Source organism: Pseudarthrobacter sp. C4D7 (assembly GCF_013359725.1).
Taxonomy (GTDB): domain Bacteria; phylum Actinomycetota; class Actinomycetes; order Actinomycetales; family Micrococcaceae; genus Arthrobacter.
Map to the genome: position 1 here is coordinate 73,207 of NZ_JABFMW010000005.1, position 12,326 is coordinate 85,532.

Annotated in this window: 13 protein-coding genes; 6 read left to right on the forward strand and 7 right to left on the reverse strand. The window is 66.4% G+C overall.

Annotated features, from left to right (window positions below; genetic code table 11):
* Positions 1–10: 10 nt before the first annotated feature.
* Entirely contained in the window at positions 11–469 is a 459-nt protein-coding gene (locus HNO81_RS05935; protein WP_175317214.1) for a DUF4307 domain-containing protein, read from the reverse strand.
* A 131-nt stretch (positions 470–600) separates the two neighbouring features.
* Between HNO81_RS05935 and mca the strand changes: the two genes are divergently transcribed.
* Together mca and HNO81_RS05945 are read left to right on the forward strand one after the other, a co-directional pair.
* Positions 601–1,506 carry a mycothiol conjugate amidase Mca gene (gene mca / locus HNO81_RS05940; protein WP_175317215.1) on the forward strand — a complete coding sequence of 302 codons (906 nt, stop codon included), beginning with the start codon at positions 601–603 and terminating at the stop codon, positions 1,504–1,506.
* A gap of 97 nt (positions 1,507–1,603) precedes the next feature.
* Positions 1,604–1,945, forward strand: coding sequence for a hypothetical protein (locus tag HNO81_RS05945; protein ID WP_175317216.1), 342 nt, complete (start codon positions 1,604–1,606; stop codon positions 1,943–1,945).
* Positions 1,946–1,991: 46 nt separating this feature from the next.
* On the opposite strand, the gene HNO81_RS05950 is transcribed toward HNO81_RS05945, so the two are convergent.
* A complete protein-coding gene (locus tag HNO81_RS05950; protein WP_371818172.1) occupies positions 1,992–2,732 on the reverse strand; it encodes a hemolysin III family protein in 741 nt (246 codons plus the stop codon).
* Positions 2,733–2,880: 148 nt separating this feature from the next.
* Here HNO81_RS05950 and HNO81_RS05955 point away from each other — a divergent pair, with 148 nt between their 5' ends.
* Positions 2,881–3,642 (forward strand): isoprenyl transferase, encoded by a 762-nt coding sequence (locus HNO81_RS05955; RefSeq protein ID WP_371818178.1) that lies wholly within the window; start codon positions 2,881–2,883, stop codon positions 3,640–3,642.
* 237 nt (positions 3,643–3,879) lie between these two features.
* Entirely contained in the window at positions 3,880–5,298 is a 1,419-nt protein-coding gene (locus HNO81_RS05960; protein ID WP_175317218.1) for a PhoH family protein, read from the forward strand.
* A gap of 354 nt (positions 5,299–5,652) precedes the next feature.
* Here HNO81_RS05960 and HNO81_RS05965 read toward each other — a convergent pair whose 3' ends face one another.
* Both HNO81_RS05965 and HNO81_RS05970 read right to left on the reverse strand, forming a co-directional pair.
* Complete coding sequence (locus tag HNO81_RS05965; RefSeq protein ID WP_175317219.1) at positions 5,653–6,300, reverse strand: GNAT family N-acetyltransferase; 648 nt, start codon at positions 6,298–6,300, stop codon at positions 5,653–5,655.
* Positions 6,301–6,342: 42 nt separating this feature from the next.
* The gene (locus HNO81_RS05970) at positions 6,343–7,137 is read right to left on the reverse strand and encodes a hypothetical protein (RefSeq protein ID WP_175317220.1); all 795 of its coding nucleotides are present in this window, start codon (positions 7,135–7,137) and stop codon (positions 6,343–6,345) included.
* 59 nt (positions 7,138–7,196) lie between these two features.
* On the opposite strand from HNO81_RS05970, the gene HNO81_RS05975 reads away from it, so the two are divergent.
* Positions 7,197–7,742 carry an A24 family peptidase gene (locus tag HNO81_RS05975; protein WP_175317221.1) on the forward strand — a complete coding sequence of 182 codons (546 nt, stop codon included), beginning with the start codon at positions 7,197–7,199 and terminating at the stop codon, positions 7,740–7,742.
* 53 nt (positions 7,743–7,795) lie between these two features.
* Positions 7,796–8,266: an NUDIX domain-containing protein gene (locus tag HNO81_RS05980; protein WP_175317222.1), complete on the forward strand. Its 471-nt coding sequence runs from the start codon at positions 7,796–7,798 to the stop codon at positions 8,264–8,266.
* A gap of 148 nt (positions 8,267–8,414) precedes the next feature.
* Here HNO81_RS05980 and HNO81_RS05985 read toward each other — a convergent pair whose 3' ends face one another.
* The 3 genes from HNO81_RS05985 to HNO81_RS05995 form a co-directional block, all read right to left on the reverse strand.
* Positions 8,415–10,100 carry an MDR family MFS transporter gene (locus HNO81_RS05985; protein WP_175317223.1) on the reverse strand — a complete coding sequence of 562 codons (1,686 nt, stop codon included), beginning with the start codon at positions 10,098–10,100 and terminating at the stop codon, positions 8,415–8,417.
* A complete protein-coding gene (locus tag HNO81_RS05990; protein WP_175317224.1) occupies positions 10,097–10,765 on the reverse strand; it encodes a TetR/AcrR family transcriptional regulator in 669 nt (222 codons plus the stop codon). Before HNO81_RS05990 ends, HNO81_RS05985 begins: the two co-directional genes overlap by 4 nt.
* A gap of 130 nt (positions 10,766–10,895) precedes the next feature.
* Positions 10,896–12,323 carry a class II fumarate hydratase gene (locus tag HNO81_RS05995; RefSeq protein ID WP_175317225.1) on the reverse strand — a complete coding sequence of 476 codons (1,428 nt, stop codon included), beginning with the start codon at positions 12,321–12,323 and terminating at the stop codon, positions 10,896–10,898.
* Positions 12,324–12,326: the final 3 nt, after the last annotated feature.

Here is a 12,326-nt window from a genome sequence, read left to right on the forward strand (position 1 = left end):
ATCACATCTTCTAGGACGCCCCGCCGGGAATCCAGCAGCTGTCCACCACGCCGGATACGGAAGCCGACTCCGTGCGCAACGTGACGCGCTGGGCGACTGTCCTGCCGCCGTCGGCCGTTCCGTCCGCCGCTGACGGCGGAATGTCCACCACTTTCCAGCCCACCACGGCAAATTTGCTGTCCAGTGCCTTCACCGCGCACTTGACGGGCGTTGCCGGCTCCCTGACCACCTGGAAATCCACTTCGGCGATCGTGGCGTCCGCGGTGCTGTATCCAACATCCTTGAACGTGACCCCGGAGAGCGAGTTCGCTGTGGTCACCCAGGCCAGGAAGCCAATTCCCACGGCCAGTGCCGCACCGATAACAGCCCGGGCGGCCTTGGGGGAGAGCCGGCGCTTTTTGGCACCATACCGATTGGCTAGGCTAGTGTCTGCGGGCGCGGATGGGGCCGGCTGGTCCGGGGAAGTCACCAGACCAGTTTAGTGCCCTTTCCGCCGGCGCTCTCGCGGCAGCAGCAGCTGCCGGCGGGGTACGGTGTCCGCCCCATCATCCACAAGCTGCCCCAACGCCGCGAAGACAAGAATAAGGAGCCGTCCCTTCCATGACAGCGTCCAGCAATCCCCAGGTGCCGCTCCGGCTGCTCGCGGTCCATGCCCACCCGGATGACGAATCCAGCAAGGGTGCTGCGACCATGGCCATGTATGCATCGTCAGGAGTGGATGTCATGGTGGCCACCTGTACGGACGGCTCCCGCGGCGACATCCAGAACCCGGCCGTGGAAGGCGAAGCGCATCCCAAGCGGGACATGGCCGGGGCCCGCCGGCTGGAAATGCGGCGGGCCGCTGAAATCCTGGGCATCCGCCAGCAGTGGCTGGGCTTCGTGGACTCCGGTCTCCCTGAAGGCGATCCCCTCCCGCCGCTTCCGGTCGGTTCGTTTGCCACGCTTCCGCTGCAGCAGGCCGCCGCGCCCCTGGTGCGCCTGGTCCGGTCCTTCAAGCCGCACGTGATCCTGAGCTATGACGAGAACGGCGGCTACCCCCACCCGGACCACATCATGGCCCACAAGGTGGCCGTTGAAGCCTTCGACGCGGCGGGGGATCCGGAGCGCTATCCGGACGCGGGGGACCCCTGGGCACCCAGCAAGCTCTACTACGACCGGGCCTTCAGCCCGGAACGGTTCCGGGCGCTGCACTTTGCGCTCGAAGAAGCCGGCCTGCAGTCCCCGTATGCCGAGCGGCTGGCTGCCTGGCTGGAGTCCGACGCTGAAGGGCACACTCCGCCGCCTGCCGCGCACCCCACCACCACCCAGGTGGATTGCGGCGACTTCTTCGAAACGCGCGACGACGCCCTGCGCGCCCACCGTACGCAGGTGGACCCGTTGGGGTTCTTCTTCGCGGTTTCGCCGGATATGCAGCGCCGGGTCTGGCCTTGGGAAGACTACTCCCTGATCCAGTCCCGGGTGCCCTCCGAACTCCCTGAGAGGGACCTGTTCGCAGGGCTAAGATAGAAAGGCAGGCTATTTCTATCTTGCGTAGAAAACAGGGGCGGCGACGGGCCGTTCCTGCCGCATCCTGCTGCATCCGTTCCACCAGAAGGTTCTAACCGTGCATTCTCTGCTCCTCAGCCTGGCCACCACTCCGAGCCCCCTGCCCACCCCGACGCTCCGGGACGGCATATCCGAGGACCAGGTGACGCCGGGCCTCCTGGGGTTCATCATGACGGCCTTCTTCGTCATAGCCACCGCCCTGCTGATTGTGGACATGGTGCGCCGGATCCGCAGGGTCCGCTACCGTGCCCAGGTGGAGGAAGAGCGCATGGCGGCTGCTGCCTCGGCTGACATCGATGCCGCCGACGCCCAGGACGGGTTCGACGGCGGCACGCACCGGGCAGCGCCGGACGCCAACGGAAACGGCCAGGCAGGCGGGCTGTCGCAGCCCCGCGAATAGTCAAACCCGCCAACGGTCCGCAGATTTGGGCCCGCGGTGGGCGGCCTTAGGAAAGGACCGCCAGCGCGATCGCCACGAAGTGGGCTGCGAAGGCAAGGACGGTCAACGCGTGGAACAGTTCGTGGAAACCGAAGTGGTGATAGCTGATATTGGGCTTCTTGAGGGCGTAGAACACGGCTCCCGTGATGTACAGGACGCCTCCCACGCAGATCAGCACGGCTGAGGGAACGCTGGCCTGGAAAAACTGCGGCAGGTAGAACAGCGCGCCGCAGCCCAGGGCGATGTAGATGGGCACGTACAGCCAGCGCGGTGCATCGGTCCACAGTAGCCGGAACAGCACGCCGAGGATGGCCCCGGCCCAGATAACCCATAGCAGGACCACCGCCTGCTGCCGCTCCAGCAGGGTCCAGGCCAGCGGGGTGTAGGTGCCGGCGATCACCAGCATGATGTTGGTGTGGTCCAGCCGCTTCAGGATGAGCTTCACGCGCGGGGACCAGTTGCCGCGGTGGTAGACGGCGCTGACGCCAAAGAGCAGGACGCCTGTGGCGGCGTAGATGGCAGAGGTAATCCGGCGGTCCGCCGTGGGGGCGAGGGCAACCAGGATGATCCCGGCGGCAAGCGCCAGCGGGGCGGTGACAGTGTGGATCCAGCCCCGCCACTTTGGCTTGATCATCAGCAGTTCCGCCAGGCGGACAGCCGTCTCATCCACGGCGCTGGGCCCCGGATCCGGGACATTTCGGTCCTCCGGTCGGGGCGCCGGGGAGGGCTGCGGAGAGTCGCTGTTCATGGCACCAGAATAACTTACGGAACAGTAAGTTACCCGCGGGTAACTTACTGTTGGGGCCGGTCCTTCGGTGCTGCCTGTCCCGGGTGACGGCTGGCGGTAGCCTAGGATGTGGATGTACGTACGGCAGGAAAGTCAGGTGAGTGGACGCGTGGAGTTGCCCGGGTTCCTCTATGGCTATTACGAGCGCCGGCTGCTCAAGGACCTTCCCCGCGACCGCATTCCCCGGCACATCGGTGTCATGGTGGACGGCAACCGGCGCTGGGCCAAGCAGTTCAACGCCCCCACCGCACAGGGGCACCAGGCCGGTGCGGACAAGATCCACGAATTCCTGGGCTGGTGCCAGGAACTGGGCGTCAACGTGGTGACGCTCTACATGCTCTCCACGGACAACATGAACCGCTCCAGTGAGGAGCTGGACCTCCTGATGGGGATCATCGCCAACACCCTCGACCGGTTGGACGAGGATGCGAACATCTCCGTCCATGCCATGGGTGCCCCGGAGCTGTTGCCGGACTACCTGGCCGAGCGGCTGAACAAACTGACGGCCAGGACGCCCGTGCGGGAAAAGATCCACGTCAACGTCGCCGTGGGGTACGGGGGCCGGCGGGAGATCGTCGACGCCGTCCGGGAACTCCTCCATGATGCCGTGGCCAAGGGTATGGACATCTCCAAGCTCGCCGATGACCTGTGCGTCGATGACATCTCCCGGTTCCTCTACACGCGCGGCCAGCCGGACCCCGACCTAGTCATCAGGACATCGGGCGAGCAGCGCCTCTCCGGATTCCTGATGTGGCAGAGCGCCTACAGCGAGTTCTACTTCTGCGAGGCCCTGTGGCCCGCCTTCCGCAAGGTGGATTTCCTCCGCGCCCTCCGGGACTACGCCGGCCGGCAGCGGCGCTTCGGCACCTGAACCCCCGGTTCACCGCGAGTTCATACAACCGCCGGAGAAATCGCCGCCGAATAGTTGCGGAAATGCCCCGCAGTGGATTTACGTTATATCCATCAGCAGGCAAACCGCCGGCTGATCGGGGAGGCCAGTACATGGAGCGAAACATCGCACCGGTTGTATGGGAGGCCGGACCCGGCCTCGTGGCCGAGCCGCCTCACCACTAACAATTCCGGGCTGGCGCCCGGGGCTGGAGTCGATGTGGCTACTTCTGAAAAACTGCCCGAGGTCCTGGTTGGACAGGGCGGAAAAGCTACCTCTCGCGCCGAGCGAGCTACCTCTGAGACCGGCGCAGCAACAGTTGCTGCGGCCGGTTTTGCTGTCTCCGGAAGGGAAGCCGACATCCACACCTTCGTCATCGACACCTCCGTCCTGCTCTCCGACCCGCGCGCGCTCCTGCGGTTCGCCGAACACGAGGTGGTGGTGCCCGTCGTCGTCATCACCGAACTCGAAGCCAAGCGGCACGATCCCGAGCTCGGCTACTTCGCCCGGAATGCCCTGCGCCTTTTGGACGACCTCAGGGTCAAGCACGGCGGCCTGAACCAGCCCATCCCCATCGGGGACGACGGCGGCACCCTCATGGTGGAGCTCAACCACATCTCCGCTGAGGTACTGCCCCTGGGCTTCCGCAGCGGCGACAATGACAGCCGCATCCTGGCCGTGGCCAAGAACCTGGCCAACGAGGGACGCAACGTCACGGTGGTCTCCAAGGACCTGCCCATGCGAGTCAAAGCCTCCGCCATGGGGCTCACCGCGGACGAATACCGCAACGAGCTGGTCAAGGACTCCGGTTGGACGGGGGTTGCCGAAGTCGAGGCGGACGAGCAGGAAATAGCCACGCTCTACGGCCACGAACCCGTCTTCATCCCCGCCGCGGCCGAACTGCCCGTCAACACCGGCCTGGTGCTGCTCTCCAACCGTGGCTCCGCACTGGGCCGGGTAGGCGCCGACAAGCAGGTCCGCCTGGTCAAGGGCGATCGCGACGTCTTCGGCCTCCACGGCCGTTCCGCCGAGCAGCGGCTGGCCATCGACATGCTGATGGACCCCTCGGTGGGCATCGTGTCCATCGGTGGCCGCGCCGGCACCGGCAAGTCGGCACTGGCCCTCTGCGCGGGCCTGGAAGCTGTGCTGGAACGCCGTGAACACCGGAAGGTGATCGTCTTCCGGCCGCTTTACGCCGTGGGGGGCCAGGAGCTCGGTTACCTGCCCGGCTCGGAATCCGAGAAAATGAATCCGTGGGCGCAGGCAGTCTTCGACACCCTCGGCGCCCTGGTCAGCCAGGAAGTGGTGGAGGAGGTCATGGACCGCGGCATGCTCGAGGTTATGCCCCTCACCCACATCCGCGGCCGGTCGCTCCACGACGCCTTCGTGATCGTCGATGAGGCCCAGTCGCTCGAAAAGAACGTCCTCCTCACCGTCATGAGCCGCATGGGCCAGAACTCCAAGATCGTCCTCACCCACGACGTCGCCCAACGGGACAACCTCCGCGTCGGCCGCCACGACGGAATCGCCGCCGTCGTCGAAACCCTGAAAGGACACCCCCTCTTCGGCCACGTCACCCTGACCCGCTCGGAAAGGTCCCCGATCGCCGCCCTGGTGACGGAGCTCCTGGAGGGCTGACCTAACCCAAGCAAAGGGCCGTGGCCGGGTTCGCCGGGCCACGGCCCTTCGTGCGTGTCCCGACCTGCGCAACGCTTTGATCGGCGATGCGCTCCTGCGCGAAGCGTTCGGACCGGACGTGTGCCAAGGCGTACCTGGGGCAACGACACGCACAAGCTGGGTTGCGGGCCTTCTCGTAGGAGCGCATCGCGGCGCATCGGCCGCCGTAGGTCGCCCAGCGACCGAAGGTGGCCCTATGTGCTGTAAGCGTCGTCCCGAGGGGCCCGACGCGAGCCTGCGAGCGTTGGGAAGGGACCTACGCGCTAAGCGACGGAGAAGGGCCGTGGCCCGGCGTACCCAGCCACGGACACGCACTCAACGCACGCTGAGGAACTTCGCTGCGGCTTCGTGGCCTTCAACCTTCAGATCCCAGTCCGGGCGGTTGAACGTTTCCGGGGTGAGGCGGACGTGCTGGAGCGTTTCGACTTTGGTGCCCCAGGCTTTGCGGCTGATTCCGTTCAGTTCGTAGCCGAGGGAACGGGAGACGCCCAGGGAGGCGCTGTTCCAGGCGGCGGCTTCCGATTCGGCCACTTCGGCGCCCAGCAAGTCGAAGGCCCAGAGGACGACGGCGGCACGCATCTCCTTGCCCAGCCCGCGGCCCTGGACGGACTGCCTGAGCCACGAGCCGGTGCTCACGGTTTTGAGTGTCGCGAAGTCCTTGGCGCCGACATCCTGGCACCCGATGAACTGCCCCTCGTGCCAGATGCCCAGGAGCAGTGTCCAGTCTTCCGGGGTGAACCCGCCGCGGCAGCGCCAGTACCAGCGGGCCATGTTGGGGCCAAGTTCATCGTCGGGCAGTTCCGTCCACGGCATGCTGAACGGATTCCTGGCGGCATCGTGGATGCCGCTGCGGGCGGCGGCGACCGCGGCCGGGATGTCCTGGTCGGTGATGGGCCGCAGTTTCAGCCGGGGCGTGGCCAGCCGAAGGTCGAACAGCGGCCAGATGGAGCTCAGTGTGGTCATCCGCGAAGCCTAGCCGACCGGTGGGAACGTACCTTGTCACGTTCAGGCCGGAACGTCCCAGCTGATGTGCCGTCGGACATCGGTGAGGTTCATGGACTGGGCCAGGAACAGGTCATCCAGCATGTACTCGTCCACGGCGATGATCCGGATCCAGTGGCCGTATCCTTCCGTTTCCGGTTCCAGCGACCGGCTCGACACGCAGACACCTGTCCCTGCGTCCACCCGGAGGAGGGACCGGCCGGGCAGGCACAGGGGAGCGGACGGATCGGTGGGGCGGTACGCGGCGTTGGGCACTGCGGTAGCTTCAAGGACGGGCCGGCCTTCGTGGTCGGAGTGCTGGACGTCGAGGATGTCCAGCGCATTACTGCCTGGAAACTCGAGGGGCACGGGGGCGTTGCCGGCGAGCTCCACGGGGTCCAGGGCCGCCGAGAAACGGCCGTTGCCGAACCCGGGCTCGCCGTAGGCTGCCTCCGGACGGCGGCGCACCAGCCCGCCGTCGTCATAGACGGGGGTGACAAGGTGCGGAGGGAGGAGCCAGGACTTCCGCGTGGAACTCACATAGAGGACGTCCCGTGAATCGTTGATGCCCGTGGTGCTGTGCAGGACCAGGCGTTCCGGGCTTTCCAGCCGGAGCGCACCGGGGCGGCGCAGCCAGGCCCGGACGAAGGGAGCGCCGGGGGCGGGGGCCGCCGCAAAAGCCTGGTCCCAGTATTCGAACCGCAGCGACTGCCACTTCCACGGTGAGGACCGGCACAGGTTCCGAAACACGGCAGCCAGGTCCGCCGGGGAGGCAGGAGGGCCCGGAACCGGGCGGCGCCGGGAATCCCAGGTCGACATATCCACAGTTTACGCGGGCGTGCTTCGGTGGGAATGGTGGATCCAGTAGCATCCGAGGGGTGATCGGACGACTCGGTGAACTCTGGCAGCACGCCCCGCTCGCCTTCTGGCTGGTGCTGGCGGCCTGCCTTTACTTCGCGGTGATGGCGGTGCGGCTGACCATCATCGATGTCCGGCACCACCTCCTGCCCAACCGGATCGTCTTTCCGTCCTATGCGGTGGCCGGCGTGCTTCTGCTGGCGGCAGCCGGCATTGCCTGGGCCGGCACGCTGCCAGGGGACGGCGGCAGCGGTGGAATCCTGTCGTCCACAGCCGTCCGCGTGGTGGCCGGCGCCGGGATCCTGTGGCTGTTCTATTTCGTCCTTCGGTTCGTCTATCCGCCGGGCATGGGGTTTGGCGACGTCAAACTCGCAGGTGTGCTGGGCATGTATTTGGGCTACCTGGGCTGGGGGCACCTGTTTGCCGGGACTTTCCTGGCTTTCCTGCTGGGCGGCCTGTGGTCCGTTGCCCTGCTGGCGGCCCGGCGGGGGACACTGAAATCGTCCATTCCGTTCGGGCCGTTCATGCTCGCCGGGGCCGCCGCCGCCATGCTGCTGCCGGCATAGACGCCGGCCTGTCCACCACGGGGGCTGGAACGGGCGTTGGATAGGCTGGCTCCATGCCTGCACCCGAATACGTCCTGAAGCTGCGCAAGAAGATCGGCAACGATCCCATCTGGGTTCCCGGCGTGCGGGGTGTGGTGGTGGACGACGTCGGCCGGATCCTGCTGGCCCAGCGCGCTGACAACGGACAGTGGGCGCTGGTCAGCGGCATGCTGGACCCGGGGGAGCAGCCGGCCCGCGGCCTGGTCCGCGAAATTTTCGAGGAAACGGCCGTGGTGGCTGAAGCCGAGCGCGTGGTGTCCGTGGGCGCCGTTGGCCCCGTCACCTACCCGAACGGGGACGTCTGCGAGTTCCTGGATGTGGTGTTCCTGTGCCGCTACGTTTCCGGCGAGGCCAGGGTCAATGACGACGAATCCCTGGCCGTGGGCTGGTTTGCCCTGGATGACCTCCCCGACCTCATGCCCGGTCACCTCACCAGCATCCGCCAGGCGCTGGTGCCCTCCGCAGCCGTCCACTTCGAGCCGTAGCGGCTCCGGCGGGGAGATCCTTCGACGATACAGGGCCGCCGCAACCCCCAAGATTGCGGCGACCCTGCTGGTCGGTTTCCGGGCCCGGCCCCGGTGCCCCCAGCCTGGCGCCTCGCCAGCCGGGACCTGGCGCGCTGTCCGACGCCGGTCAGCGGCCCTGGGAAACCAGCTCGCCGTCGTCGTCCTTCACGGCGTCCCCGTCAGGCCCGGCGTCGGTGGCGCCAGCCGTGGTCCCCGGAAGCCCGGCGGCGAGCCGCTCGGCCTCTTCCCCGCCGACTGCCTCACCGCGGGCCACCATACCGGCGGTGTCCGACAACGGGATCTGCTTCAGCGTGATGGCCAGCAGCAGGGCCACGGCGATGAAGGGGAGGAGGTACCAGAACACCGGGGCCAGGGAATCGGCGTAGGCGTTGACAATGGCGTCGCGCAGCTGTTCCGGGAGCTGGCTGAGTGCCTGCGGATCCAGGGTCCGGGTGGACTGCCCGGCCTGCTCGGCGGAGGCGCCGGCGCCGGTGAACGCGCTGGTGAGGGCCTCGGACAACCGGGTGGTGAAGATCGAGCCGAACACGGCCACGCCCATGGCGGCCCCCACTTCGCGGAAGTAGTTGTTGGTGCTGGTGGCGGTGCCGATCTGGTCTGCCGGAACCGAGTTCTGGACCACCAGGACCACCACCTGCATGATCAGGCCCAGCCCCGCACCGAACACGAACAGCTGGAGGCAGATGACCCAGATTGGGGTGCTGGCGGCGAGCGTGGTCATCCACAGCATGGCGGCCATGGTGAAGGCGGCACCCAGGATGGGGAACATCTTGTACTTCCCGGTTTTGGAGATCCGGATGCCCGAGTAGATGGAGGTGCCCATGAGCCCGGCCATCATCGGGAGCATGAGGAGCCCGGACTCTGCGGCGGACGTGCCGGAGGACATCTGCAGGAATGTGGGGACGAAGGCGATGGCGGAAAACATGCCCAGGCCCAGGGTGAAGCCAATGGCGGTGGCGTTGATGAAGATCCGGTTCCGGAACAGGCTCAGCGGGATGATGGGGTCTTCGGCCCGGCGCTCCACCATGATGAACGCGGCGGCCGACACCAGCAGGCCTGCGCCGAACGCCCACGTGAGAGGCGAATCCCAGCCTTCATCCTTCTTGCCGCCGAAGTCGGTGAAGAAGATCAGGCAGGTGGTGGCGGCGGAGAGCAGGACGACGCCCAAGATGTCGATCCGCTTGTCTGCCTTCTTGGTGGGCAGCGTCAGGGCAAACCAGGCGATGGCAAAGGCGGCAAGGCCTACCGGGATGTTGATGTAGAACGCCCACTCCCACGTCAGGTGGTCCACGAAGAAACCACCCAGCAGCGGGCCGGCCACGGCGGAGAGGCCGAAGATGGCGCCGAGCGGGCCCATGTACTTGCCGCGCTCCTTGGCGGGAACGATGTCTGCGATGATCGCCTGGGAGAGGATCATGAGGCCGCCGCCGCCCAGGCCCTGGATGGCGCGGAAGATGACGAAGCCCCAGAAATCGGTGGCCAGGGCGCAGCCCACGGATGCGAGCGTGAAAAGTGCGATGGCCACGAGGAAGAGGTTGCGCCGGCCCAGGATGTCACCGAACTTGCCGTAAATCGGCATCACGATGGTGGTGGCCAGGAGGTAGGCGGTGGTGATCCAGGCCTGGTGCTCCACGCCGCCGAGCTTGCCCACAATGGTGGGCATCGCCGTGGAGACGATGGTCTGGTCAAGGCTGGAGAGCAGCATGCCGGCGATGAGGGCCGAGAAGATGATCCAGATACGCTTTTGCGTCAAGAGCAGGGGCCCTGCCGGCGCCGGGGTGGTGGCGGTACTCATGATTGTCCTTTTGCTGCGGTGGTGTCAGGGGCGTGGAACGGTTGTGAAAACAGGACGCTGGCTGCAGAGATGTTCTCCAGCAGCAGGTCCGGATAGCTGCGGGTGTTGCCATCGGAGAAATAGGCCATGCTGCTTTTCCGGGCGATGGTGCTGAGCAGGACCACGGCCATCTGCACCACCGGGTGGTCGGGGGCCACTCCTTCGCGGCGCGCGACGTCGCGGGCGAACTGGGCTTCGCGCTGTTCCGTCACCCCGATGATCTTCACGATGAGCTGCGGCTCTTTTTTGACCACGCCGATGAGCTGGCGGGTGTCCTCTTCCGAGGCGGACATGCCGTCGGCCAGGCGGAGGGAGAGGGCCACAAGGTCCCGGAAGAGGGTAGGGGAGATGTGGCCGGCCGGTGATCCGGATCCGCCGGCGACGAATTCCTCGATGACGTCCGCGGGAATGTCGTCGTCCGCGTGGCCGATAATGGCGTCTTCCTTGGTGGGGAAGTAATTGAAGAAGGTCCGGCGGGAGATGCCGGCGGCCCCGCAGACTTCCTCCACGGTATATCCGTTGAGTCCGCGGTCAGCCGTCAGGGTCCGGGCAGCCGAGGTGATGGCGCTGCGGGTGGCCGCGCGCTTGCGCTCACGCAGGCCGTCAGAAGTTGCACTATCATTCACAAAGTAAATGTTTGCACTAAATGCCAGGGAGTGCAAACTTCAGTTGCCGACCCGCAGTTGCCTTAAAGTACGACGGCGGCCGGCGCCTTTCGTGCGAAAGGTGCCGGCCGCCGTCGGGCGCTGAGTGCTGTTATGCCTTGTGGGCCGGGGAGGTCATGGTGGTGACGTCCAGGGCCTTGTCGAGATCGGCCTCGGAGACCTTGCCGTCGCCTTCGCCAACAAAACCGAGCTTCTCGGTGGCCTGGCGGATGGTCAGGCCTTCCTTGACGGCGGTCTTGGCGATCTTGGCGGCGTTCTCGTAGCCGATGTACTTGTTCAGCGGGGTGACGATGGACGGGGAAGCCTCGGCCAGGAAACGGGCACGCTCCACGTTGGCGGTGATGCCGTCGATCATCTTGTCCGCCATGACGCGGCTGGTGTTGGCCAGCAGGCGGATGGACTCGAGCAGGTTGGCGGCCATCACCGGGATGCCGACGTTCAGTTCGAAGGCGCCGTTGGTACCGGACCAGGCGATGGCGGTGTCGTTGCCGATGACCTGGGCTGCCACCATGATGGAGGCCTCGCAGATGACCGGGTTGACCTTGCCGGGCATGATGGAGGAGCCGGGCTGCAGGTCCGGGAGGGCGATCTCGCCCAGGCCGGTGTTGGGGCCGGAGCCCATCCAGCGGAGGTCGTTGTTGATCTTCATGAACGAGATGGCGATGTTGCGCAGCTGGCTGGACGCCTCGATCAGGCCGTCGCGGTTGGCCTGGGCCTCGAAGTGGTCGCGGGCCTCGGTCAGCGGCAGTCCGGTGTCCGTGGCCAGCAGCTCGATAACGCGCTCCGGGAAGCCTGCGGGGGTGTTGATGCCGGTGCCCACGGCGGTGCCGCCCAGGGGAACCTCAGCCACGCGGGGGAGCGAGGCGTTGATGCGCTCGATGCCGTAGCGGACCTGCGCGGCGTAGCCGCCGAATTCCTGGCCCAGGGTTACCGGGGTGGCGTCCATGAGGTGGGTGCGGCCGGACTTGACGACGTCCTTGAACTCAACTGCCTTGCGTTCCAGCGACTCTGCCAGGTAGCCCAGGGCGGGGATGAGGTCGTTGATCAGCGCGGAGGTGGCGGCAACGTGCACGGACGTGGGGAACACGTCGTTGGAGGACTGCGAGGCGTTGACGTGGTCGTTGGGGTGGACCACCTTGTCGCTGCCGGCGGCCTTCAGGGCGCGGGTGGCCAGTTCGGCGAGGACCTCGTTGGTGTTCATGTTCGAGGACGTGCCGGAACCGGTCTGGAAAACGTCGATCGGGAAGTCGCCGTCGTACTTGCCGGCAGCCACCTCGTCGGCTGCATCGGCAATCGCCTGGGCCAGCTCGCCGTCGAGCACACCCAGTTCAGCGTTGGCCTGGGCAGCTGCCTTCTTCACCCGTGCCAGCGCCTCAATGTGGGTGCGCTCCAGGGTCTTGCCGGAGATGGGGAAATTCTCTACTGCCCGCTGCGTCTGTGCGCGGTACAGTGCGTTCACGGGGACGCGGACTTCGCCCATCGTGTCATGTTCAATGCGGAACTCTTCAGTGGAAGTCATGGG